This is a genomic window from Planococcus beigongshangi (assembly GCF_016820495.1).
GTDB classification, from domain to species: Bacteria; Bacillota; Bacilli; order Bacillales_A; family Planococcaceae; genus Planococcus; species Planococcus beigongshangi.
Window position 1 is genome coordinate 216,291 of record NZ_JADHDU010000002.1, and the last position, 24,719, is coordinate 241,009.

Sequence of the window (24,719 nt, forward strand, 5' to 3'; positions counted from 1 at the left end):
TTTAAAATCGATTAGAATCCTTGGAAATCTCCGAAAATCGGGCTTAGGATCCGGATAAGATAAGTCATGCCATCAAAGAACAGCAGAATTCCCACTGCAATCATGATGAAACCGCCGACTTTCATGATGATGTTATTGTGTTTGCGCAGCCAGCCGAGGCGTGTGACGAAGAACGACAGCACAAAGAATGGAATTGCAAAACCGAGAACATATGCGAGCATATACCAGACGCCGGACCCCGGGTTAGCCGCTGCAAGTGCATAAATGGCAGCTGTTATAGGACCCGTACATGGCGTCCAGCCTGCCGCAAATGCCAAACCGATCACGAAAGTCCCCAGGAATCCGGAAGGCCGGTTTTTGAAAGAGAACTTTCTGTCTGCCATCAGGAATTTCGGCTGGAACACCCCGACGATCATCAATCCGAAGATGACGATGAAAATGGCCCCGATCTGCCGGATCACATCATCATAGCGGACGAACCATTCATAGAAGAACGATGTGCTGAAACCGAGTGCGATAAAAATGGTCGAAAAGCCCAGCAGGAAGAAAAGGGTATGGAACATGCCTCTGCGCTGCATGACTTTCTTATCGTTCTTTATTTCATCCAGTGACATGCCGGTGATATATGATAAAAATGCCGGATATAAAGGCAGCGTGCATGGTGATATAAAACTTAGGAATCCTGCCCCAAAGGCCAGGAAGAGGTTGATGTCACTTGCCAATGTGTCCACTCCTTCATTATACTCTCCCCATCTTATCAAATATATTCACGGAAAACTGCCCTTTTGCCTGTGAATACTTTGTGAATGAAAACGATGGTCCGAGTGGGTTACGCGCAAACCGGCAGAAAAGTGAAATCATTCGTTAGAAGTAGAACTAAAGAAAGCTGTTTTGCGGAATATCGATTTTTGAAGATTAGTAGTTTAACTTACATGAAAAAAGCATACAAGGAAATAAATGTCATTTCCCTGTACGCTTTTGCACCTTTTATTCTTTTTACTTATCGGGCTGTTTCAACAATGTTATTTTGCAGAAGATACATCTTGTGGTAGAGTCCACCCTGCGCAAGGAGTTCTTGATGCGATCCGCGTTCAACGATTTCACCCTGATGCAGGACCAGGATCAGTTCGGCATCCTGGATCGTACTCAGCCGGTGTGCGATAGCGATCGTTGTGCGCCCCCTCCTCATCTTCTCGAGCCCTGACTGGATGGCCACTTCCGTTTCAGTATCGATGTTCGCTGTGGCTTCATCGAGAACAAGGATTTTCGGATCCGCGGCCATCGTTCTCGCAAATGCGAGTAATTGCCGCTGTCCGCTGGAAAACGTCGATCCCCTTTCAGTCACTTTATGGTCATAGCCCTCCGGCAATTGGGCGATGAATTTATCGGCCTGAACGAATTCAGCGGCTGCACGCACTTCCGAAAACGGCATATCCGGATTGAACAACCGGATATTGCTTTCAATGGTTCCGTAGAAAAGGAAAGGATCTTGCAGCACAAGCCCCATTTTTTTCCGCAATTCACTCGAGCGATAATTTTTCACCGATTCGCCGTCAATCAGGATATCGCCTCGTTCAAATTCATAGAATCGCATCAACAGGTTGATGATCGAACTCTTCCCGCTCCCTGTATGCCCGACTAATGCCACTGTCTGACCGGGTTCAGCGGTGAATGAAATATTTTTGAGGACATCCGCTTGACCGTCATAGGAAAAGCTGACATTTCGGAATTCGATGCGGCCGTCCACGATTTTAGCGTTGCCGTCTTTTTGGGCAGGTGCGACGTCTTTTTCATCCAGCAAATCAAATACACGTGAAGCTGCAACAATGGCCTGCTGAAAAATCGACAGGCGCTGCATAACCTGGTTGATCGGCTCAAAAAAACGGTCGATATAAGTCACGAATGCATAGATCACACCGACTTCGATGGTAGATGAAAAGGATGTGATTCCGAAATAGCTGAGCAGCATGATCAATGCCAGCGCATAAACGAGATCAATGGCCGGACGCAGAAGCAAACCGTCTATTTTAATATTCCGTTTTGCCGCTTTCCAATGTTTTTCATTGATATCATTGAACTCGTCCTGCATCCGCGTTTCCTGGCTGAAAGCCTGAATCATGCCCATTCCCTGGACGGACTCGGAGATCTTCGCATTCAATTGTCCGAGCCGCTCCCGCAGATCCTGATAGAAAACGGAACTGTATTTGCGGTACAGATACATGATCCACAGCAGAATCGGCAAGAGGATCAGCGTGATCATCGCCAAACGCACATTCAGGAAGAACATGGCGATGTAGACGCCGACGATCAGGAACGCACTTTGAATAAAGCCGATGAGTACGGTCACGAACATTTCCTTGATCGCTTCCGTATCATTCGTCACCCGGGAAACGATTCCGCCCGCAGGTGTTTTATCAAAATAGCGCATCCCGAGACGCTGCACTTTAGAAAATACATCGATGCGCATCTGCTGGATAATTTTCAGGGCCGCTTCCTGGAACTTCAATAATTGGAAGTAGCTGATGATGACATTGGACACCTGGATGAATAAATAACCGAGTGCCAGACCGACAACTGGTCCTGTCGGGAAAGTGCCCGGCGTCAGAAAATCATCGATGAATGTCTTGATGAGCAAGGGTCCAAGGACATCTCCGAGGACGGTTAGAATCAATAGGAGCATGGCGACCGACAGCATCTTCTTATGGGGAATCAGATAAACAAGTAGCCGTTTGAAAACGACCCACTGGTCCTTGCCCGTCAATTCTTTCTGTTTTTCATTCATTTTGACTCGCCTCCCTGCTCGACGAGCGCCTCTAATTGCTGCAGCTCATACATTTCATAATAGATTCCACGTTTTTTCATCAATTCGTCGTGCGATCCGATCTCCGCCACCGTTCCGGCATCCATCACAATAATCTGATGGGCATGCTGGATGGCACTCAAGCGGTGCGAGGTGATGATGGTCGTTTCGCCGGTGCGCGTCCTTTTCAGCGATTCCAGGATCGCTTCTTCGGTTTTCGCATCCACCGCAGATAGAGAATCGTCCAGTATAAGGAGTTCAGGCTGCATCATCAATGCTCGTGCAATCGAAATCCGCTGTTTCTGCCCGCCCGATAAGGAAACGCCGCGTTCCCCGACGACCGTATCATAACCATCCGTAAAGTTCAGTATATCCTGATGGATATGGGCGAGCTGAGCCGCTTCCTTGATTTCTTCCATTGAAGATTCGGGTCTGGCAAATGAGATATTGCCGGCTACGGATGTCGAAAACAGGAAATGATCCTGCGGCACATAGCCGATCGCCTCACGTAATTTCTTCTTCCGGTAATCATGGATCTGCCTGCCGCCAAAAGTGATTTCACCGCGATAATTCTCAAATTCACGCAGCAACAGACGCAGAATGGCCGATTTCCCTGATCCGGTTTTCCCGACGATTCCAAGTGTTTCCCCGCGCTTCAAAGTGAAATGGACATCCCGGAGAGCGGCCCGCTCATCACCGGTGAATTTGAATTCCTCCAGATTGAAGATGATGTCGCCTTCCGGATGGATATCGAGTGCACCTGCACGGTCATCGATATCAGCCGGTTCTGCCAGCAGCTGGCGAATCCGGTCATAGGAGGCGCGCCCGCGTTCCACAATATTGAAAAGCCAGCCGAATGCAAGCATCGGCCAGACAAGCAAACCAAGATAAGCGGTGAACGCAACAAGATCCCCGATGGTCATATCTCCATTTACAACGAAATAGGAACCGAAGCCGATGGCGAGAAAATAACAGATGCCGATGATGGCTGAAATTGTCGGGTCGAATAATGAATCGACCCGGGCGACACGTATGTTTTCATCGACCACTTTTTTAGACAGCGCCCGAAAATCCTCGATGTCCTCTTTTTCCTGGCCAAACGTCTTTATGACTTTCATGCCTGAAATACTTTCCTGGGTTTTATCATTCAACCCGGAAAAAGCTGCCTGTGCATCATGGAAACGAAGATGCATCAGCCGTCCGTAATAATTTGTCAAATAAGCCATTAAAGGCAGCGGCAGCAAGACAATCAGCGTCAGCTTCCAGTCGATCGTGATAGCCATCGCCGCGATGACAAACCCCCCTGTCGCAAGGGAATCGACCAAAGTCAGCACGCCGGCCCCTGCCGTCATCTGCACCGCCTGCAAATCATTGGTCGCATGTGCCATCAAGTCGCCGACCCGCCTCTTCTGATAAAAAGAAGGAGACATCCGGGTAAAGTGATGGAACAGCTGCCGGCGCAGATTGCGTGCGAGGATGATCGACGATCCGAAGATCATCAGACGCCATGCATACCGGAGCACATACATGATGATTGCTGATGCCGCCAAGATGCCAAGCCATGTCATAAGATAGGCAGGCGTCAATGTTCCCCTGCTGATTTCATCGACGACGAAACCGATGATGCGGGGCGGCAATACACCGAGGGCGGCAACGATCAGCAACATGAAGATGCCTGCAGCGTAGAACTTTTTCCTTTCTTTAAAAAACCAGCCCAACTCCAAAAAAACGCGCATTCAAACTGTCTCCCTGCTGTATGTTATTGTATGTATCGAACTTTCTCATTTTAGCAAATTATTAGTTAAAAAAGGAGAACTATTTCGTTTATTGAAGTAATTCAGCCTAAGGGAGGAGAAATGCATGAAAAAACCAATGCGGGCGATGCCTGCATTGGCTTTTGAATAAGTTGAATTTAAGGGTGCCACAGTATATATAACGCCTTGGTGTCGCTTTGCTGAATATCGGCTTCTAAAGATTATGGGTTTTAGAAAGCTTTCCTTTATTTATCTCCCTAACAAGTCTTTCGCCTGCTGCAGCTGGATTTTCACTTGTCCGAAACCGGTGCCGCCGTATGATTTCCTTCTGTCGACTGCCGTTCTCGGTTTCAAGGTTTCGTAAATATCTCCGTCGATCAGCGGACTCGCCGCTTTCATCTCATCAAGCGGCAGATCCAGCAAGTAATGGCCGCGCTGGATGCATGTGAAGACAAGTTTCCCCGTCACATCATGCGCTTCGCGGAACGGCATGCCTTTTGACGCCAGGTAATCGGCAAGTTCTGTAGCATTCGAAAAATCCGAGGAAACGGCTTTTTCCATGGAATCGGTGCGGACGGTCATCGTGCGCACCATCCCTTCGAAAATCGGCAGGGAGCCCATCAGCGTGTGGACTGTATCGAACATGCCCTCCTTGTCTTCCTGCATATCTTTATTGTAGGCAAGCGGCAATCCTTTCAGTGTTGTGAGCAGTCCGAACAGATTGCCGTAGACGCGGCCGGTCTTGCCGCGGATCAATTCCGCCATGTCCGGATTTTTCTTTTGCGGCATGATGCTCGATCCGGTTGCGAATGTATCATCCAATTCGATAAAACGGAATTCTTCGCTTGACCAAAGAATGATTTCTTCTGCAAAACGGGACATGTGCATCATCAGCATGGATGCATTCGACAGGAATTCCACGATGAAATCCCGGTCACTGACAGCATCGATGCTGTTCGGATAAACTGCTGAAAAGCCAAGATGCTGCGCAGCCATCTCTCGGTCGATCGGAAACGTCGTGCCGCTCATGGCACCCGCTCCGAGAGGTGACATATCAATCCGCTTCATGGATTCGGTCAGGCGGTCCTTGTCTCGCTGCAGCATCCAGAAATACGTCAGTAGATGGTGGCCGAAAGAAATAGGCTGGGCACGCTGAAGATGCGTATAGCCCGGAACGATCGTTTCGACATGCTGTTCTGCCTGCTCAACGATGGCGCCCTGGAATTGACCGACCGCTTCAATGATTTCATGGACCCGGTTTTTCAGATACAGATGCATATCTGTTGCCACCTGATCGTTACGGCTTCTGCCGGTATGCAGTTTGCCGCCCACCGGTCCGATTTCATCAATCAGGAATTTCTCCAGATTCAGGTGGATGTCTTCATTAGCCGTACTGTATTCAAGATCTCCTGCCAGCGCTTTGTCTTCCAATGTATCCAGACCCGAAAGAATCAGGGCTGTATCTTCATCAGATAAAATTTTGCAGGCGCCGAGCATTTTGACATGGGCCCGGCTGCCTTCCAGATCTTCAAGCACAAGCTTCTGGTCGAAGTGGATTGAAGCGCCAAACTCGTCGACCCATTGCTCGGCCGATTTTTGGAAACGGCCCCCCCAGAGCTTTGTCATGATTTCACCTCTATTTTTACCTGTTCCGTTACAGCGACCGCTTTTTTATTGACCTGTGCATTGACCACTGTCGGAAGGCCCCATAATTCGATGAAGCCGACTGCCGAATCATGATTGAAAGTATCATCTGTGGAATATGTCGCCAATTGCTCGCTGTACAATGAATTCAGTGACTTACGCCCTTCAACGATGGCATGGCCCTTGAATAATTTAACACGCACAGTGCCATTGACGAATTCCTGTGTTTCTTTCAGGAAGGCTTGAAGGGCAACACGAAGCGGTGAGAACCATAATCCTTCATAGATCAATTCCGTCAGTTTCTTCTCGATGACCGGTTTGAAATGCGCCATTTCTTTTACAAGCGTGATGTCTTCCAGCTCTTTATGTGCTGCAATCAGCGTCATGGCGGCCGGAGCTTCATAAATTTCACGGGATTTGATGCCGACCAGACGATTTTCCACGTGATCGATGCGTCCGATGCCGTGCTTGCCGGCCACTGCATTCAATTCGAAGATCAATTGGGTCAGGCCGTAGGAAACGCCGTCCAGCTTAACCGGCACCCCTTTATCAAATTCGATTTCGATGAGATCCGGCATATCCGGTGTATCCTCCAGCGCATTCGTCAGTTCATAGGCATCCGCCGGGGGTGTCGCCCATGGATCTTCCAGGATGCCGCATTCATTGGCACGTCCCCAGAGATTCATATCGATGGAGAACGGGCTGTCCAGATTGACCGGAATCGGCACATTATGCTGTTTCGCATATGCGATTTCTTCATCACGCGACCATCCCCATTGTCTGACCGGCGCTACGACTTCAAGATCCGGATTCAGCGATTTGATGGATACTTCAAAACGCACTTGGTCATTCCCTTTTCCTGTACAGCCGTGCGCTACTGCCGTTGCTCCGGATTGTTCCGCGATCTCCACGAGTTTTTTGGAAATGAGCGGACGTGACAATGCCGACACGAGTGGATACTTGCCTTCATATAATGTATGGGCCTGCATGGAAATAAGGGCATATTCTCCGGCAAATTCATCGCGTGCATCGATCATATAACTTTCAGTCGCACCGACTTGAAGAGCTTTTTGTTTGATGAATTCAAGATCTTTGCCTTCTCCGATGTCCAGGCACACAGCCACTACGTCATATCCTTCTGATTTAAGCCAAGGAATGGCCACCGATGTATCAAGTCCACCTGAGTATGCAAGTACGATTTTTTTATTCAATAGAATTACCACCTTTGTATTTTTATACAATATTTAAAGTTAATATACATACAATAGCATGCATGAAAATAACTTGCAAGTGGCAGCCGGAAGAAAATGTGGACAAAAAAAGAACGTCGGGAACAGGTTCCCAACGTTCTGCAGTCAACTTGCGTCTTCTTTTTCCGTATCTTCATTTCCTACGGTATATTCATGAGTATCCATATTTATGCGGACTTCCTGCATTTCTCCACTTTCCATATTATTGAACAGGAATCCAATTTCGTTATTGCGTACGATCGGCTGCCCCATGATCAACAGGCTCGCGAGCTGTTCCTTGTTGATATACGCCTGCAATGCTTCTGCCTGTTTGACCGATTCTTCATCATTCAGGATGGTGATGCCCTGTGCTTCAGCCTCCAGCGGAAAAACCTGGTCAAGCGGCCCTTTGTAATCGATATCCACTTTCATGCCTGTGCGGATGTCGCTCAGCACTTTATCAGTCGTTTCACTGCCGTCATCGGAATCCACCGTCACATCTTCCCCGACAGAAAAATAAATATTATTGACGAGCACTTTATCATTGCGGATCTGTGTAATAAAGCCGCTTTCCGTCATTTCCATCTGCTCTTGAACAGCAGCGTTCTCTTCTTTCGTTTCTGTTTCAGCAGGTTTTGCTTCGTCGTCTGAACAAGCTGACAGAACAAGCATGCCAGCCAATAAGATACCCCATTTTTTCAAATTCATTCATCCTTTTCGAGTTAATCATGATGGCCTTCAGCAACTTGCTGGACGGGTATATTTTACACGGACAGAGGAATTGTTGCAATAAAAAAAATTAACAGCTTATTCAAGCTTCTTTATAATAGAAGATTCCGTTTTCATCCATGCGCTCCAGGATGAGTCCATCTTCCAGCAGGTAATCGATTTGGCCGATCGTTTCGGAAAGTGTCAACCCCAGCTCTTTTTCATAAGCGTGCGGAAACAGCTCAGCAGTAAGTTGATAAACCGTTTTTTCTTCAGCGGAAATCATGGCAAGCACTTTCATCGCGCGCTGATGCTGTTTGGCGAGCCGTCCCGAAACAAGCTCATGGACATCCCGGACCTCTTCGCCGTGCCCGCTGTAGATGACATCAATAGGCATCTTCAAAAGGCGCGACAATGAAGCATTGTATTGCAGCAGGGATTTTGGCCTGCCCATCTTCGGATCCAGCGGCGGTTCGATCAACGGGTTAGATGAAACTTTTGCGATGACATGGTCCCCGCCGATCATTTCCCTCGTTTCTTCATTCCAGAAGGATAAATGGCTTTGCGCATGTCCCAGTGTTTCCATGACTGCCCAGCCCGGATGGCCCGGCAGCACATCTCCTTCATTAATCGTCATATCGAGCGGACGTGAACCCATCAGGCTCAGTGGGCGTTTCATGCGCTTGATCCAGAAAAGCTGGTCTTCCGGCACCCCTTCTTCTTTTAAACGTTCATAATAGAAGGCGTCATGGAAATCAAAGAAAGCCTGATCCCGTCGCAGCCAAAGATTATTATACGGATGTCCATACAGTTTGGCCTTTTCAAAACCGTCTATCCAGCCGGCATGGTCTGGATGGTGATGAGTCAAGACGATTTGCTCGACATCTTCCGGCTGGATGCCGGCTCTATTCAGCCCGAATTTCAAAGCCTCCCAGGCTTCCGGCGTTTTCGGTCCGGCGTCGACCAATGTCAGCGCGTCCCCTTTCAAAAGATATGCGTTTACGTCCCCGACGGCGAAAGGTGTCGGAATAACTATTTTATGTATACTCAAATTATTCTCCCCTTAAAAAAATGAATGGCTGTTCATCCATCATACCGTGAAATTAAGCTCCCGTCACGCACAGGGGCCATTTGACATCCATTTGGGTGGTCCGTATAATCTAGATACATATATAAGCGTTGAGAAAGACCAGTACAAAAGGTGATGGTGTAAAGAGAGTGACGCTGAAGCTGAAATGCGCACCCCCTCTCCCTTTCGGAACCTGCTTTTGAGCTGCCGCTAAAAACGGCCGTAGATCCGCGTTAAGGGTATGAAAGTGGTGTCTTTAGAGACAAAGCTAGGTGGTACCGCGGAAACAGAGCGTTTTCGTCCTTGATCAACAGGGATGAATGCGCTTTTTATTTTGGATGAAGGAAGTGGAGAAAGATGAAAATCGTATGTGTTGGAGCCGGATCCATGGCTGAATCCATGATTCATGGCTGGATCAATAAACGGATCATGAAGCCGGAGGAAATTTCGGTGATGAACCGTTCAGACCAGGATCGCCTGGAATTCCTGAACGGTGAATACGGAGTCAATATAGTAGATGAAGATAAGACCGAATTGAAGGATGCGAATTTCATCCTTCTCGCAATGAAACCGAAAGATGTGGCAGCAGCACTTGCCGGCATCAAGAAAAAATTGACGGGCAATACCGTCATCATCTCTGTCGCTGCAGGCGTCTCCATCGAGACGATCCAGCGCCATGTCGGAAACTTCCCGGTCGCCCGTGTAATGCCGAATACATCCGCACAGGTCGGCAAGTCGGCAAGCGGTGTTGCATGGAGCAAATACGTAACGGTCGAACAGCAGCACGAACTTCGGAAGCTGCTGTCTTCGATCGGCAGTGTCACTGTAGTGGAAGAAGACCAACTGCATGCGGTGACGGGTGTCGCCGGCAGCGGTCCTGCCTATCTCTATTATTTCGCTGAGGCGATGCAGCAAGCAGGCGTCGATAACGGACTGTCATCAGCAGACGCCAAGAAATTGGTGCGGCAGACTTTCCTTGGTGCTGCTGAAATGATGCAGCAGGAAGATTTTGCTGAACTGCGCCAGAAAGTGACGAGCCCGAATGGAACTACTGCAGCCGGCCTCAAATCCTTGGCAGACAACCAGTTCAGCGACATCGTCGGACAATGCGTACGGGCAGCGACCGACCGCTCACGTGAGCTCGGGAAGGAATTCAAATAATGTTTTCGTTATACTGGGAATATGTATAAGGGGGGAATTGTCCATGGCAAAGCTTTTCGAACCGCTGACAATAAAAAATGTGACCTTTAAAAACAGGATTGTAATGGCACCGATGTGCATGTATGAAAGCGAACAAGAAGACGGCTTTGTGACGGACTGGCACCGGATCCATTATCCAGCACGTGCCGTCGGCGGCACAGGATTGATCATCCTCGAAGCGACAGCCGTTCAGCAACAGGGGCGTATCTCTGCCCGAGACCTTGGCATCTGGCAGGACGGCCACATCGAAGGGCTGGCAGAACTCGTGCGCCTGATGGAGCCATATGGTGCCAAAAGCGGTATCCAGCTGGCACATGCCGGAAGAAAAGCGACAGTCGACGGCGATATTCATGCCCCCTCTTCGATCGCCTTCAATGAATCGTATAAGACGCCGGTCGAGATGACGGCAGCGGATATAGCGGAAACGGTGGAAGCCTTCCGCCAAGCGGCCATTCGCGCCGGCCATGCAGGATTCGATGTCATTGAACTCCATGCTGCACATGGTTATCTGCTGAACGAATTCCTGTCTCCCCTTTCCAATAAGCGGACAGATGATTACGGTGGATCGGCCGAAAACCGCTACCGTTTTTTGAGGGAAGTGATTGATGCGGTGAATGATGTGTGGCAAAAGCCTTTATTTGTCAGGATTTCTGCCCATGATTATACCGAGGGCGGCATGACGCCAGAACAATATCTTGAAATGGCGGTCTGGATGAAAGAGCAGGGCGTCGACCTGGTCGATGTCAGTTCAGGTGCACTCGTACCGGCGAAAATCCCGGTTTATCCCGGATATCAGGTCCCGTTTGCCGAAACCATCAAACACGGTGCAAATATGGCGACAGGAGCTGTCGGCCTGATTACGAACCCTCTCCATGCTGAGGAAATTCTTCAGAATGACCGGGCTGACCTGATTTTTCTTGCACGTGAATTGCTGCGGGATCCATACTGGCCTTACCGTGCCTCGAAAGAATTGGACGCTGAAATCGATGTGCCGGTCCCTTATAAACGCGGCTGGATATAAGTCAGTTGCAAATTAGACTGGATTTAGTATAATTAATGTAAAGTACGTATAGCGAAGGCAACCGGTAAGCGAAGGATCTTTTGATCTTGTGCCCCGGCTGCCGGAGACTAGACTAAAAAAACCGAATGCTTGCGCATTCGGCCAGCTGTATGCCGCGATCTTAGAGCGGTTGGCTGGAATTCCAGGCATTAAATAACCGTCATTCCACGCCACATGGGACGGTTATTTTTTTTTATTGGTGACTAAAATCATCGAAATAATCAAGCTTAAGCCGCTGATTGTCAGCCCGATACTCGTGAACACCAGTCCGAATGATTCGTTAATCGTCATATCACCACCCCCTTTCCCAGGGAATGGCCAAACCGCCCTCATACAGCTGTACCTTTATTTTACCATAAAACGAACGTTTGTTCTATTAATAATCAGAAATTAAATATAATTATCCATTAATATGAAGAAATTTAATAGGTCGTGGTAATTTTTTTTATTACCTACTGAATAATCGATATATTTTACTAAAAGTTTAAATGATAATTTTTCAATAAGCGATATGCTGCAAAACAGCTGCGAAGACACTAGCCGACGTTCGCGAATATAAGTTTGCCGTGCGCCGAAGCGCTATTCCTGTTATTTCTTTAGTTCAACCCAAAAAAGTTCTTTGAGTTTCTTCATTGTTCCCCATAAAAAAAGAAACCCCATCAATATGAGGCTTCCTGCTTTTCTCCCTTACACTTTCTCCAGTTTACGGCTGTTCACTTTCCAGTCGAATTCCGAAAAGTCATGGGCGATATGACTGTTGCTGTGGATCTTTCGGATTTCCTTCACCAGCCTCTTTTCATCTTCAGGCAAAAAACGGGCACTGACATGATTGACAATCAGCGTTTCCACTTCTGCCTGCCTGGCCGTTTCAGCTGCCTCAAGAATAGTGGAATGCCCATATTCTCCAGCCAGTTTTTCCGTATCCCCATCAAATGTCCCTTCGTGGACCATGACATCTGCATTCCGGCCCAGCTCGATCGCTGCCTGACAATAACGGGTATCGCCAAGGATGGTGACAATAAATCCCGGTTTCGCCGGTTCTGTCACTTCTTCACTTTTGACCAGGGTGCCATCTTCCAATCGTATATCCTGTCCATTTTTCAATTTGGCGAGCAACGGGCCTTTCGGGACACCCAATTCTTTTGCACGGTCGATCAGGAGTTTTGGCGGCAGCGGTTTTTGGACGATCCTGAATCCATAGGACGGAATGACATGATCCAATTTTGCCGAAGTCACCGTCATTGATTCATCTTCAAAAATTTGGCCATCCAAGTCCTCGATAAAGCGCAAAGGATAATTGAGATGCGTGCGGCTTATGCGCAAGACGCTTTCGACATACTCACGGATTCCCCGAGGGCCGTATATTTCAACCGCTTCATCGCCGCCTTGAAAAGATCTTGAGCCCAGTAAGCCAGGCAAGCCGAAAATATGATCTCCATGCAGATGGGTGATGAAAATCTTTTCGATTTTCCTCGGCTTCACAGTCGTATGCAGAATCTGATGCTGCGTCGCCTCCCCGCAGTCGAACAGCCAGACCGCACCCCGTTCTTCCAATAATTTCAAAGCCAAGGCAGAAGTATTGCGTTGCTTGGACGGCATGCCTGCCCCCGTCCCTAAAAATAATAATTGCATAATTATCCTACTTTCTCTTGCGATCATGGTCATCAAGGAAATCCTTGCTGAAACTTGTCTTAGAATCAAAATTCGCTTTCTTCAATCTGCTTCCTTTCGAAAGTACATTTTTACCGAATTTCTTTTCAAGTGAACTCATGAGTTCTAGAATCGGTTCATCTTTCACATGTTCCTGAAAATTGAACAAGGATAATTGTTCCGTCATCTCGCCTTTATCGACGACATTTGAAACCGTAACCCCGACCAGTCGCAAGGGTTCCCCGTTCCAATGCTTCGTAAAAAGATGCCACGCGTTGCGGTGGATATCATCCGCTTTCCAGACTGTATTGTTCAGGGTGACACTGCGCGTACGATTCTGCCACTCCGAACTCCTAGTCTGGATGCTGACCGTTGGACCGGCTAATTCTTTCGCTTCAAGCCGGTTCGCCACTTTTTCACTGAGCTGACGAAAAATCCGCTTCAGATTTTCCTCATCCGTTTCATCGATCGGCAAAGTGGTGGACGTCCCCACACTTTTAGTGTCATATATGGAATCTGGATCGACGGCTCTATTGTCCTGTCCATTTGCCCGAGCCTGCAGGCGCATTCCGTTTTTGCCCATCTTTTCTTTGATTAGGCCGGCCGGTGCCTGTGCCAAATCACCGATTGTATGGATGCCGATATTCTTGAACTTAGCAGCGGTACTTTCGCCGATGCCGTGCATCTCGATGACTGGCATCGGCCAAAGGATTTGATGGATATCCCGTTTCCGTAATATCGTGATGCCCATCGGTTTTTTCAGATCGGAGGCGGTTTTTGCCAGGAATTTATTGGGGGAAATGCCGATTGAACAAGGCAGGTCAAGTTCAGCCAAAATCCGCTGCTGGATTTCAGCTGCAAGCTCCGGACCGCTCCGGTCATTCAGGAGCTCGGTCACATCCATATAGCCTTCATCGATCGATACCGGCTCCACCTGATCAGTATAGGACCGCAGAATATCGAACATCGCCTTTGATGCCGCGCGGTAGCGTTCAAAATTCGGAGGCATCAAAATGAGTTCCGGATATTTGCGTTTCGCCTCATGCACCTGCATCGTCGTATAGATGCCGTGCGCTCTCGCTTCATAGGAACACGTCACGATGATCCCTCTCCGCTCCTTCGGATTCCCGGCAATCGCCAGTGCTTTCCCTTTCAATGAAGGGTCATGCGATTGTTCCACAGAGGCGTAGAAACTATTCATATCTATATGGAATATAACTCGCCCTGCCATTGCAATCGCTCCTGTTGTTTTCTTTTAGTGTAACATACAGAAAAGCGACAGCGCCCGTCAAGCTCTGAAAGGCATAAGACGATTTTGCGAAGCGGCGTGTCTTCAGCAGCATAGCCAAAGTGGCTTATGTCCCGAAGAGCTGGGCCGCTGGAGTCCAGACAAAAAAGAGAGAACATACATCCTGTTCTCTCCTTTCAAATTGTTAAGAAAAAACAAAATCCGATATTCCGCAAAACAGCTTCGCTTTCCTGGGGGCTTGCGCTGAGCTTGCTCCCCTGGGAGTCTTCGCTGTTTTGCTCCATATCTCAGAATCTCTTCTATATAGAGGTGTCTTTAATTTTCTATTGATTGTAAAGGGAACACTTCAATACTGCACAGAACCAGAATGAAGCGTCCCCCTGAAGCGCAATGATTAGAGAAGCCTTGCATTTCAAGAAATTAAAAAAGAGAGAACATACATCCTGTTCTCTCTTTTCGGATACGTATATTCAATTAGACACTCGTGGTTTCCCTGATGATTTCAATCAGCATCTCCGCCAGCTTTTCCAGTTCTTCGATCGGCATGCGCTCGTTCTTCGTATGGATTTCTTCGTATCCGACACACAGGTTGACTGTAGGGATTCCGAAGCCATTGAAGATGTTGGCATCGCTCCCGCCTCCGCTTGTCAATACGGGTGAAGGGCGGCCGATTTTCGCTGCTGCACGTTTCGCCAATTCGACAACCGGCTCGGATTCATCAAAATGGAATCCTGGATACATGAGTTTGACTTCAGTTTTCGCTTTGCAGCCGAAACTTGCAGACGTTTCAGCAAACACGCTCTCCATATGAGCCGTCTGGGCCGCCAGTTTATCTTCGCGGATCGAACGGGCTTCCGATAGGATGTTCACTTCTTCACAAACGATATTGGTCGCTTTTCCGCCTTCGAAACGCCCGATATTGGCGGTCGTCTCTTCATCGATGCGTCCCAGTTTCATGGAAGAAATAGCTTTGGCTGCGATATTGATGGCAGACACACCTTTTTCAGGAGCTACACCGGCATGGGCCGTCTTGCCATAAATCGTCGTCCACAATTTCGCTTGATAAGGAGCAGAAGTCACAATACCGCCCACTTTGCCGTCGCTGTCGACTGCATAGCCGAATTCTGCAAATAATAATGAGGAATCGAATTCCTTCGCTCCAGCAAGACCGCTTTCTTCACCAGCAGTAATCACCAATTGGATGTCGCCATGTTCGATTTGCTGCTCCTGGATAGAGCGGATCATCTCGAATAATGCAGCAATCCCGGCTTTATCATCTGCACCGAGGATCGTCGTGCCATCGGAATGGATATAACCGTCGCGGATCTGAGGCATTATACCATTCCCCGGCACAACCGTATCCATATGAACCGTGAAATAGATCGGCGGGACATTTGAAGCAGCTCCGCGGAGCGTAGCCACCAGATTATTGGCGCCGTGGCCGTTGCGGACAGAAGAATCATCTTCTGCTACATGAAATCCCATATCTTCAAGCTTCACTTTCAATATTTCAGCAATCTTTCCCTCATTCTTGGTTTCGGAATCGATTTGAACCAATTCCAGAAATTCGTTTAACAAGCGTTCTTTTTCCATCTGGTCCTCATCCTTTCCTATAGCGGCATATTACCATGTTTTTTCTCAGGTCTTGAATCTTTCTTATTGCGCATCATTTCCAGTGCCTGGATCAACTTGATGCGTGTTTCGCGCGGATCGATTACGTCATCCACCATCCCGCGGGAAGCGGCCACATAGGGATTTGCAAATTTCACGCGGTATTCTTCGATTTTAGCGGCGCGTGTCGCTTCAGGATCATCACTTGCCGCAATTTCGCGCGCAAAGATGATGTTCGCAGCCCCTTGCGGCCCCATGACCGCAATTTCGGCGTTTGGCCATGAATAGACAAGGTCTGCACCGATTGATTTCGAGTTCAGCGCTACATAAGCACCGCCATATGCTTTCCTCAGAATCACGGTCATTTTAGGTACAGTGGCTTCTGAATATGCGTAGAGGATTTTCGCTCCGTGGCGAATGATGCCGCCGTGTTCCTGTTTGATGCCCGGGAAGAAACCGGTGACATCTTCGAACGTGATCAAAGGTATATTGAATGAATCGCAGAAACGGATGAAACGTGCCGCTTTATCGGAACTGTCGATATCGAGTCCCCCGGCCATCACTTTCGGCTGATTGCAGACCAGTCCGACAGTTTCACCTTTGATGCGTGCAAGGCCCACAACGATGTTTCTGGCGAATTCCGGCTGCACTTCCATGAAACTGTCTTTATCGACCACCTGTTCAACCACTTTTCGCACATCATATGGGCGAATCGCTTCGAAAGGCACTACATCAGCAAGGTCCGGACGGTAATCGTCTTCATCGTCCATTTCAAGACGCGGTGGCATTTCCTTGTTATTCTGTGGTAAAAATGCAATCAGCTGGCGCACCATTTTCAGTACTTCTTCTTCTGAATGGGAACGGAAATGGGCGTTGCCGCTGATAGCTGTATGTACGCGTGATCCTCCGAGATCTTCGGAAGAGATTTTTTCCCCGGTCACCGTTTCGATCACTTTGGGTCCAGTGATGAACATCTGGCTCGTCTTATCGACCATGAAGACAAAATCAGTGATGGCAGGCGAATAAACCGCTCCACCCGCTGATGGCCCCAGGATCACGGAGATCTGAGGGATGACGCCCGAATAAATCGAATTGCGATAGAAAATCTGCCCGTAGCCATCCAGAGATAAAACGCCTTCCTGGATGCGTGCACCGCCTGAATCATTCAAGCCGATAAACGGAGCACCATTTTTTGCAGCCATATCCATGACGTTGGCGATTTTCTTGGCATGCATTTCACCAAGTGCGCCGCCGAAGACAGTAAAGTCCTGTGAAAACAAGTAAATCGGACGGCCATCGATTTTGCCGTAACCGGTGACAACCCCTTCCCCCGGCCCTTCTGCCATCCCGAAATCAACTGTGCGATGCTCTACAAACGGGCTCAATTCCACGAAAGACCCTTCATCAACCAAAAGTTCAATGCGCTCCCTTGCCGTCAACTTCCCTTTTTCATGCTGCTTATCAATTCTTTCTTCCCCGCCGCCAAGTTCAATTTTCCGTTTGCGGTCGTATAATTCGTTTATGCGCTCATAGATATCCATCAATTACACCCCTTAACTATCTTTCTGACACATTTCGTATAATACGCCGTTCGAAGATTTTGGATGCATGAAGGCAACCAAAGCCCCGCCTGCGCCTTTTTTCGGCTGTTCATTCAGGAGACGGACTCCCTTTTCACGAAGCTCTTCCATCCGCTGTTCAATGTTTTCGACACCGAATGCGATATGATGGATGCCTTCTCCCTTTTTTTCCAGGAATTTAAAAATGGCACTGCTGTCATCCATCGGTTCCAGCAATTCAAGTTTGATATTGCCTGCGTCGATGAAAGCGACACGTACGCGTTCTGATTCGACTTCTTCAATTTTCAGTAAAGGACAGCCCAGTGTTTCCGTGTAATATGGAATAACATCATCCAGATTACGAACGGCGATGCCGATATGATCAACTTTCTTCATCCTGTATCCCACCTTTTTTCAGCTTCTTTCTTATTGTACCGATTCGGAGCCGAAAACTCTAGTTGTTAAGGAATATTTGGCGACAAGCACTTAGCTCTTCAAAAATACAGAGAATTATGTTATTCTACGTACAAGTTCAAATGCACATAAAGGAGATTCGAAACGAATGAGAAATCAGGCATTCCGTAAAATCATCGTCTATGCAATGATTGCGATCATGCTGGTATCCACTTTGATGATGGGACTAAGCTTCGTACTTTAATAAAAGCAAAAAAACGGCCGATTATGCATCGGCCGTTTTTCTATTGGTGAAACCTTTATAGGATTGTTTGATTTCCAGATACTTATCCAGTTCTTCGATGACTTGATAAAGGGCCGCCATGGCCTGGAACTCTTCGTGGGTCTTCGGCAAAGGCAGCTCGGAAAATTCATCTTTGACGATATCCAGTTTGTCCAGGTAATGATAGGCCGTGTTCCCTGAATGGACATTATCAGCGAGATCATCGAGAAAATCCCCGATCAGCTCCGCATGCTTCACCATTACAGGCAAAGTTGAGATCTTGGGTAATATGCGTTCGATTATTTCAAACTGGTCTTCCCGCATATCGAAATAGCGGTAATATTTATTTTCCAGGCGGGTCACGTGATTTTCTACATCCTGATAGGCGAGCGCTTTTGCCTTACTCAGCAGTTCCTCTGTCTGCATAAATTCCCTGCCGTCCCAGCTGCTCTCCCCGTCCTTCAGATATCTCGCCATTTCATGGAGGATTCTGGCATATAATTCCTCAATCCGGTAGCGATAATCTTCCAGTTTCTTCTCGATGCTCGGCATATACATATTGACGACCAATGCTGTCCCAAAACCGATCACCATCAGCATGATCTCATTAAGGATCAGACTGCCTGTCAGATTTCCCACACTGTAAATATGGAATATTATAACAGAACTCGACACGAATCCGTCTGCAAACCGAAGACTGACCAGAACCGGTATAAACAGCAGGATCATAATTCCGACGGTTACCGGGTGGTAGGCGATTCCTTCCAGGAAGACAAATGCATAGGCGATGGCGATCAGGCTGGCAATAAAGCGGGAAAGTGCAGCGCGGATGGAGCGTTTTTTTGTCGGCTGTATACAAAGGATGGTCAGGATTCCTGCCGAGACATAAAATTCGAGCTGCAGCAATTGCGCCAGCGAAATGGCGATGATGACGCCTACTGCTGTTTTCAGGGTGCGATAGCCGATGGATAAACGTTTTAATTTCAGAATCCTTTCCTCCCTTTATGTCATATATAAAAAAATGCCCCTTTTTGAGGGGCATTTTCATGTTAGATTTCGCTGCAATGCTCTTCAAACAATGCTTGGATATGCGTGATGACAGACATAGGATCGTGGCCCTCAATTTCGTGGCGTCCGATTTCATCGACCATTTTCCCATCTTTTACGATCGCAAAAGAAGGGGAAGACGGCAAGTGGTCGTCGCCGAAAATAGCGCGGGCCTGTGCTGTCGCTTCTTTATCCTGTCCGGCAAAAACCGTATATAGATTATCCGGGCGTTTATCATAATGGATTGCGTGAAGCGCTGCGGGTCTTGCGATACCGCCTGCACAACCGCAAACAGAGTTGATCATGACAAGGCTTGTACCCGGTTTAGTCAACGCTTCCGTTACTTCCTCGGGTGTCGTCAATTCTTTATAGCCGCCGTCTGTAAGTTCCTGGCGGGCTTTAGTTGTCAGATCATTCATCAAAAAGTTAAAATCCATGCTCACTGGTACCACTCCTTCTGTTATCTGTAATAATCATAGCAGGTGTTGTTACCAACTGCAAAAAAGCTTACTCGAATAAATGGCTGATGGCCTGTGCGACAGTCAGCTGGCCATCCAGGATATCCTGCTCCAGTTTTTTGACCAATTGCCGCTTTTGCGGGTCGCCGAAAAAACGGCTATGCAATTCATCCGTGATCATCGAGCGGAACCAATCCCGTGTCTGGCTTTGGCGCCTGCTGTTGAAGACGCCATTCGCCTTGCCGGTTTCCTCGAATTCCTTCGCCATCTCCCAAACTTCCCGGATTCCGGTCTGTTCTACAGAGGAAACTGCGAGAGCCCGTGTTTTCCAGTTCTCCGTTGCCGGCTGCAGAAAATGGACGATCCCTTTATATTCGCGAACCGTTTTTTCAGCCAGCGGCAAGTTCCCGCTGTCGGCTTTATGCACGATGATCGCATCAGCCAGTTCAAGGATCCCTTTTTTCATGCCCTGCAATTCATCCCCTGCTCCGGTCAGGACGAGAAGCATGAATAAATCGACCATGCCCCGCACGAGCGTTTCACTTTGGCCGACTCCGACTGTTTCCACCAATATGACATCGTAGCCGGCAGCTTCACATAACAGCATCGTTTCCCGCGTCTTTTTATGGACCCCGCCGAGCGTACCGGCTGTCGGGGACGGCCGGATGAATGCACGGGGATTCTTTGCCAGCTTCTCCATTCTCGTTTTATCACCAAGAATACTCCCGCCGCTCAAAGAAGAACTGGGGTCGATTGCGAGAACTGCTACACGCAGGCCGAGACCCGTGAGCATTTCACCAAAAGTCTCGATAAACGTGCTTTTTCCCGCCCCCGGCACTCCCGTAATGCCGATTCGGAGGCATTTTCCCGTATGGGGCAATAAGCGATTCAATAATGCCTGCCCGTCTTCCTTATCGGAAGGATTCGAACTTTCGAGCAGAGTTATCGCTTTTCCAAGATGAAGTCTGGATCCTTTAATTACTCCCGACATGATCTCTTCAATATCCATCGCTTTTTTATTCGGTTTCCTGAATCTTTTCCGTGGAGCCGGCACCATGCCATCATGGGCGGCATTGACGCCGTCCATGATCCGTCTTGAGCCGTGTTCGCGATTCATCAGTCAGCCACTTCCTCATATCCGAGGCGTACGTAAATTTCTTCGATCACTTTCTGGGCAGCGACCGGAATAACGGTACCTGGCCCAAAAATGGCACTTGCTCCGTTATTGCGGAGGAATTCATAATCCTGTGCAGGAATAACGCCGCCCACAACAATCAGGATATCTTCACGGCCGACTTTTTTCAGTTCAGCGGCAAGTTCCGGAACAAGCGTCCGGTGACCGGCAGCAAGCGAACTGACCCCGATGACATGGACATCATTCTCTGCTGCCTGCTGCGCAGTTTCGGCAGGGGTCTGGAACAACGGTCCGATATCAACATCAAAACCCAGATCGGCAAATGCCGTTGCAATGATCTTTGCTCCCCGGTCATGACCATCCTGCCCCATCTTCGCGACAAGGATACGCGGTCTGCGCCCTTCATTCTCAATGAAATCTTCCGTCATTTCCTTGACGGTTTCAATTTCTGCCTGATTGGAGAAATTCGAGCTGTATACACCGCTTACTGAACGGATGATCGCTTTGTGCCTGCCGGAGGCGAGTTCGATGGCATCGGAAATTTCACCGAGAGTCGCTCTCTCCCTTGCTGCATTCACAGCACATTCCACTATATTCCGATTGCCTTCGGTTGCAGCTTTTGTCAGTTCTGCCAATGCTTCTTTGACTTTATCGCTGTCTCTTTTCGCTTTTGCCATTTCAATGCGTTCAATCTGCTTTTTGCGGACCATCGTATTGTCGATATTCAGGATATCGATCGGGTCTTCCTGATCCAGACGGTATCGGTTGACGCCGATAATCGTTTCTTCACCTGAATCGATCTGCGCCTGTTTTTTCGCAGCCGCTTCTTCGATGCGCATTTTCGGTAAACCTGTTTCGATCGCTTTTGCCATGCCGCCAAGTTCTTCGACTTCTTCGATCAATTCCCATGCTTTGTCCGTCAGCTGTTTCGTCAGGCTCTCCACATAGAAAGAACCTCCCCACGGATCTATCACTTTCGTCATAGCCGTTTCTTCCTGCAGGAACAGCTGCGTGTTTCTTGCAATGCGGGCAGAAAAATCCGTCGGCAATGCAATCGCTTCATCGAGCGCATTCGTGTGCAGGGATTGTGTATGGCCCATCGCTGCCGCATTCGCTTCAAGCAGCGTGCGAGTCACGTTATTGAAAGGATCCTGCTCCGTCAGACTCCACCCGGATGTCTGGGAATGGGTGCGCAGCGCCAGAGATTTCGGGTTTTGCGGATCAAACGATTTCATCATTTTTGCCCAGATTTCGCGGGCTGCACGCATTTTCGCTATTTCCATGAAATAATTCATGCCGATTCCCCAGAAGAAGGACAGTCTCGGTGCAAAGGAATCGATATCAATTCCCGCTTTTATACCCGTACGGACATATTCCAGTCCGTCTGCAAGGGTATAGGCAAGTTCGATATCCGCTGTGGCCCCTGCTTCCTGGATATGGTAGCCGGATATGGAAATCGAATTGAATTTCGGCATATTACGGGAAGTGTATTCAAAAATATCCGCAATGATTTTCATCGACATTGCCGGAGGATAGATATATGTGTTTCTTACCATATATTCCTTCAATATATCGTTCTGGATCGTTCCCGCCAATTGTTCAGGAGCGACTCCCTGTTCTTCGGCTGCCACGATGAAAAAGGCCATGATCGGCAATACCGCTCCGTTCATTGTCATCGACACCGACATTTTATCAAGCGGGATGCCGTCGAACAGAATTTTCATATCTTCGACACTGTCGATGGCAACCCCCGCTTTACCTACATCACCCACTACGCGCGGATGGTCAGAATCATATCCTCTGTGTGTGGCGAGGTCGAATGCGACTGACAGCCCCTTTTGCCCCATCGCCAGATTTCTGCGGTAAAATGCGTTGCTTTCCTCTGCAGTCGAAAACCCTGCATACTGGCGCACTGTCCACGGACGGGAGACATACATCGTCGGATATGGACCACGTAGAAAAGGTGCCTGACCGGGAAGAGAATCTTCAATTCCAGCCGTATCTGCTGGTGAATAGGATTGTTTGATCGAGATTCCTTCATTAGTCAGGAACTCTTCCGAAATTTCCGGCTGAATGTTTTGTGATGTGTATTTTTTAAGATTTACTTTGGAAAAATCCGGTTTAGTCATGTCACAGCGCCTTCTTTCCTAAGTTCAGAATCTGGTCCAGTTTTTTCACGATGTCCTGTCCGGAATAGACAGCACCATCCAAAGCCCCGGCCTTCCAGCCAGTCATTTGTTCAGCAGGGTATCTGCCTGCCACATCGATCACTGCAGCCGGCTTAACCGATGGGATGATGGCGTTCAGCTGTTCGTCATTTCCGCACAGCACAGCATAGTCAATTCCATTTTCTTCTATATAAGCGTCCAATGCAGCCGCATCTTTGATTTCAGGAGAAATGGCAGGTTCGATGCCACCGACAGCCAGGAGACCTTCCACAAAGTCGGATTTCGCTTTAACTTCCTTCAATGGCCCCAAATGAACGATTGCCGCTTTCAATTCGACTTCACGGCTTCTCGCGCGCAATTCCTCAAAAGGCGTTGCCAAACGTTTTGCTGTTATATATTCAAGATGGCTGCTGTCAATGGAATGGTCTTTTACCGCTTCCTGCGGATTGGCATATATATTCGTGCCGATCAGAGACACTTTACGTTCCGCAGCCAATTTTTTGCGTTCAAGCCATTTAGCCTGAAAATCATCGGTCAGCAAGCCTGTTTTGATGACTTCCGAATATCCGCCTGCTTCTTCGATTTCAAGGAAATAATTCCAGGCAGCTTCGATATACTGATTGGTCAGCTGCTCGATGAAATAGGATCCCGCGGAAGAATCGAGAACCCGTGCAACATGGCTTTCCTCTTTAATGACCAATTGCACGTTCCGTGCGATCCTTCTGCTTGAGGGCTGAGACACCGTCAGGAAATCATGCGGGTGGACCGTATGGGCATCGGTGCCGCCCAGTACCGCTGCAAAAGTGGAATTGCCTGCCCGCAATAAATTCACGTAGGGATCCAGTTTGGAATAGGACCGCACAGAGGTTTCTGTATAGACCGGGATCGCTACCGGTTCCTCCCCGTATGCTTCACTGAATGCCTTCCATAATCCGCGGAAAGCCCGCAGTTTAGCAATCTCCTGGAAAAACTGCGTATCGACAGCAAAACGGATCCAGGATTTTGAAGCGGTTTCCTTATAATCGCCGTCCTTGATCTTTTCAGCAAGAATACTCAATGCCACGCCAAGTTCATGAACGATCGTTCCACCTGCATTGTGGACAGGGACCGTATCGATCAAGACGGTCTTGATCGAGCCCGGCGCAGTCACTTTTTCTTCCGAAAAAATAACGCCCGACAAAAGATGCTGCTGTTTTTCATCAATAATATCAAAGACGCGGAGAATATCCGTATCATCGCTTGTCACTTTAAAATAGAAAGGATGCTTGATCAGCAAATCAGCAAGTCTCTTCAGCTCTTCTTCAGACCAGACGAACTTCGCTGAACTGGTGTAAACAACAACGTTATTGCCTTTTGTCAGATCTTCCTTCGTTTTCGACAAAAAATCTTCCGGTGATTCGACCAGCACTTCCTGTGCAACCAGCCAGCCCGCTTCCTGCTTGCCATTTCTTACCGCTTCCTGCTGAAATCCTGGAAGGTCTCCAAGGGATTCAAGCATTTCCTTTGTATATAAAGGCTCCAGGGTGATGCCTTCAATTGTCGGTGTTTTCAGAGTTGATTCGACAGTCTTGCCGTCTATCGCTTTTTCGGCAGCCTGTCGCCATTCGTCATATGTACGTTTCGGAAATTTCGTCTGTTTCATCGATTCAATCGTCAAAACTTTCCCTCCCTTATCTATCTCCATTTCATTTTACCTGAGAAC

20 protein-coding genes are annotated in these 24,719 nt (G+C 48.3%); 3 read left to right on the forward strand and 17 right to left on the reverse strand.

Features of this window, described 5'->3' with window-relative positions; translation table 11 throughout:
* Positions 1 to 11: 11 nt before the first annotated feature.
* From IQ294_RS05230 to IQ294_RS05260, 7 genes are all read right to left on the reverse strand, one after another.
* Positions 12 to 722, reverse strand: coding sequence for a cytochrome c biogenesis CcdA family protein (locus IQ294_RS05230; protein ID WP_203332964.1), 711 nt, complete (start codon positions 720 to 722; stop codon positions 12 to 14).
* Positions 723 to 1,000: 278 nt separating this feature from the next.
* Entirely contained in the window at positions 1,001 to 2,782 is a 1,782-nt protein-coding gene (locus IQ294_RS05235) for an ABC transporter ATP-binding protein (protein WP_203332965.1), read from the reverse strand.
* A complete protein-coding gene (locus tag IQ294_RS05240; protein ID WP_203332966.1) occupies positions 2,779 to 4,536 on the reverse strand; it encodes an ABC transporter transmembrane domain-containing protein in 1,758 nt (585 codons plus the stop codon). The genes IQ294_RS05235 and IQ294_RS05240 overlap by 4 nt, the downstream gene beginning before the upstream one ends.
* Before the next feature lie 267 nt (positions 4,537 to 4,803).
* Entirely contained in the window at positions 4,804 to 6,180 is a 1,377-nt protein-coding gene (gene argH / locus IQ294_RS05245; RefSeq protein ID WP_203332967.1) for an argininosuccinate lyase, read from the reverse strand.
* Entirely contained in the window at positions 6,177 to 7,409 is a 1,233-nt protein-coding gene (locus tag IQ294_RS05250; RefSeq protein ID WP_203332968.1) for an argininosuccinate synthase, read from the reverse strand. The genes argH and IQ294_RS05250 overlap by 4 nt, the downstream gene beginning before the upstream one ends.
* Before the next feature lie 144 nt (positions 7,410 to 7,553).
* Positions 7,554 to 8,129 carry a hypothetical protein gene (locus IQ294_RS05255; RefSeq protein WP_203332969.1) on the reverse strand — a complete coding sequence of 192 codons (576 nt, stop codon included), beginning with the start codon at positions 8,127 to 8,129 and terminating at the stop codon, positions 7,554 to 7,556.
* A 109-nt stretch (positions 8,130 to 8,238) separates the two neighbouring features.
* On the reverse strand, positions 8,239 to 9,186 hold the full coding sequence (locus IQ294_RS05260) for an MBL fold metallo-hydrolase (protein ID WP_203332970.1): 948 nt from the start codon (positions 9,184 to 9,186) through the stop codon (positions 8,239 to 8,241).
* Positions 9,187 to 9,561: 375 nt separating this feature from the next.
* On the opposite strand from IQ294_RS05260, the gene proC reads away from it, so the two are divergent.
* Both proC and namA read left to right on the forward strand, forming a co-directional pair.
* Positions 9,562 to 10,365: a pyrroline-5-carboxylate reductase gene (gene proC / locus IQ294_RS05265; RefSeq protein WP_203332971.1), complete on the forward strand. Its 804-nt coding sequence runs from the start codon at positions 9,562 to 9,564 to the stop codon at positions 10,363 to 10,365.
* Positions 10,366 to 10,408: 43 nt separating this feature from the next.
* Positions 10,409 to 11,425, forward strand: a complete 1,017-nt coding sequence (namA, locus tag IQ294_RS05270; RefSeq protein WP_203332972.1) for an NADPH dehydrogenase NamA — start codon at positions 10,409 to 10,411, stop codon at positions 11,423 to 11,425.
* A 726-nt stretch (positions 11,426 to 12,151) separates the two neighbouring features.
* On the opposite strand, the gene rnz is transcribed toward namA, so the two are convergent.
* The 5 genes from rnz to mce all read right to left on the reverse strand — a co-directional run bounded on the left by rnz (position 12,152) and on the right by mce (position 17,929).
* Complete coding sequence (gene rnz / locus IQ294_RS05275; RefSeq protein WP_203332973.1) at positions 12,152 to 13,096, reverse strand: ribonuclease Z; 945 nt, start codon at positions 13,094 to 13,096, stop codon at positions 12,152 to 12,154.
* A 7-nt stretch (positions 13,097 to 13,103) separates the two neighbouring features.
* On the reverse strand, positions 13,104 to 14,345 hold the full coding sequence (locus tag IQ294_RS05280) for a DNA polymerase IV (RefSeq protein WP_203332974.1): 1,242 nt from the start codon (positions 14,343 to 14,345) through the stop codon (positions 13,104 to 13,106).
* 492 nt (positions 14,346 to 14,837) lie between these two features.
* Positions 14,838 to 15,956 carry a M20/M25/M40 family metallo-hydrolase gene (locus IQ294_RS05285; RefSeq protein ID WP_203332975.1) on the reverse strand — a complete coding sequence of 373 codons (1,119 nt, stop codon included), beginning with the start codon at positions 15,954 to 15,956 and terminating at the stop codon, positions 14,838 to 14,840.
* A gap of 17 nt (positions 15,957 to 15,973) precedes the next feature.
* The gene (locus IQ294_RS05290) at positions 15,974 to 17,515 is read right to left on the reverse strand and encodes an acyl-CoA carboxylase subunit beta (RefSeq protein ID WP_203332976.1); all 1,542 of its coding nucleotides are present in this window, start codon (positions 17,513 to 17,515) and stop codon (positions 15,974 to 15,976) included.
* A 12-nt stretch (positions 17,516 to 17,527) separates the two neighbouring features.
* On the reverse strand, positions 17,528 to 17,929 hold the full coding sequence (gene mce / locus IQ294_RS05295; protein ID WP_203332977.1) for a methylmalonyl-CoA epimerase: 402 nt from the start codon (positions 17,927 to 17,929) through the stop codon (positions 17,528 to 17,530).
* 166 nt (positions 17,930 to 18,095) lie between these two features.
* On the opposite strand from mce, the gene prli42 reads away from it, so the two are divergent.
* The gene (prli42, locus tag IQ294_RS05300) at positions 18,096 to 18,191 is read left to right on the forward strand and encodes a stressosome-associated protein Prli42 (RefSeq protein WP_203332978.1); all 96 of its coding nucleotides are present in this window, start codon (positions 18,096 to 18,098) and stop codon (positions 18,189 to 18,191) included.
* Between the two features lie 21 nt (positions 18,192 to 18,212).
* Here the strand turns inward: prli42 and IQ294_RS05305 are convergent, their stop codons facing one another.
* The 5 genes from IQ294_RS05305 to IQ294_RS05325 form a co-directional block, all read right to left on the reverse strand.
* Complete coding sequence (locus IQ294_RS05305; RefSeq protein ID WP_203333316.1) at positions 18,213 to 19,196, reverse strand: aromatic acid exporter family protein; 984 nt, start codon at positions 19,194 to 19,196, stop codon at positions 18,213 to 18,215.
* A 62-nt stretch (positions 19,197 to 19,258) separates the two neighbouring features.
* Positions 19,259 to 19,699, reverse strand: coding sequence for a BrxA/BrxB family bacilliredoxin (locus tag IQ294_RS05310; protein WP_203332979.1), 441 nt, complete (start codon positions 19,697 to 19,699; stop codon positions 19,259 to 19,261).
* A gap of 64 nt (positions 19,700 to 19,763) precedes the next feature.
* Positions 19,764 to 20,831: a methylmalonyl Co-A mutase-associated GTPase MeaB gene (gene meaB, locus IQ294_RS05315; protein ID WP_203332980.1), complete on the reverse strand. Its 1,068-nt coding sequence runs from the start codon at positions 20,829 to 20,831 to the stop codon at positions 19,764 to 19,766.
* Entirely contained in the window at positions 20,831 to 22,978 is a 2,148-nt protein-coding gene (scpA, locus tag IQ294_RS05320; protein ID WP_203332981.1) for a methylmalonyl-CoA mutase, read from the reverse strand. Before scpA ends, meaB begins: the two co-directional genes overlap by 1 nt.
* Before the next feature lies 1 nt (position 22,979).
* On the reverse strand, positions 22,980 to 24,674 hold the full coding sequence (locus IQ294_RS05325) for a methylmalonyl-CoA mutase family protein (protein ID WP_203332982.1): 1,695 nt from the start codon (positions 24,672 to 24,674) through the stop codon (positions 22,980 to 22,982).
* Positions 24,675 to 24,719 lie beyond the last annotated feature (45 nt).

Bases quoted from the DNA above. Each gene is read 5' to 3' on its own strand.
- IQ294_RS05235 (WP_203332965.1), bottom strand. From the start codon at position 2,782: ATGAATGAAAAACAGAAAGAATTGACGGGCAAGGACCAGTGGGTCGTT.
- IQ294_RS05240 (WP_203332966.1), bottom strand. From the start codon at position 4,536: ATGCGCGTTTTTTTGGAGTTGGGCTGGTTTTTTAAAGAAAGGAAAAAG.
- argH (WP_203332967.1), bottom strand. From the start codon at position 6,180: ATGACAAAGCTCTGGGGGGGCCGTTTCCAAAAATCGGCCGAGCAATGG.
- proC (WP_203332971.1), top strand. From the start codon at position 9,562: ATGAAAATCGTATGTGTTGGAGCCGGATCCATGGCTGAATCCATGATT.
- namA (WP_203332972.1), top strand. From the start codon at position 10,409: ATGGCAAAGCTTTTCGAACCGCTGACAATAAAAAATGTGACCTTTAAA.
- rnz (WP_203332973.1), bottom strand. From the start codon at position 13,096: ATGCAATTATTATTTTTAGGGACGGGGGCAGGCATGCCGTCCAAGCAA.
- IQ294_RS05280 (WP_203332974.1), bottom strand. From the start codon at position 14,345: ATGGCAGGGCGAGTTATATTCCATATAGATATGAATAGTTTCTACGCC.
- IQ294_RS05285 (WP_203332975.1), bottom strand. From the start codon at position 15,956: ATGGAAAAAGAACGCTTGTTAAACGAATTTCTGGAATTGGTTCAAATC.
- IQ294_RS05290 (WP_203332976.1), bottom strand. From the start codon at position 17,515: ATGGATATCTATGAGCGCATAAACGAATTATACGACCGCAAACGGAAA.
- mce (WP_203332977.1), bottom strand. From the start codon at position 17,929: ATGAAGAAAGTTGATCATATCGGCATCGCCGTTCGTAATCTGGATGAT.
- prli42 (WP_203332978.1), top strand. From the start codon at position 18,096: ATGAGAAATCAGGCATTCCGTAAAATCATCGTCTATGCAATGATTGCG.
- meaB (WP_203332980.1), bottom strand. From the start codon at position 20,831: ATGAATCGCGAACACGGCTCAAGACGGATCATGGACGGCGTCAATGCC.
- scpA (WP_203332981.1), bottom strand. From the start codon at position 22,978: ATGACTAAACCGGATTTTTCCAAAGTAAATCTTAAAAAATACACATCA.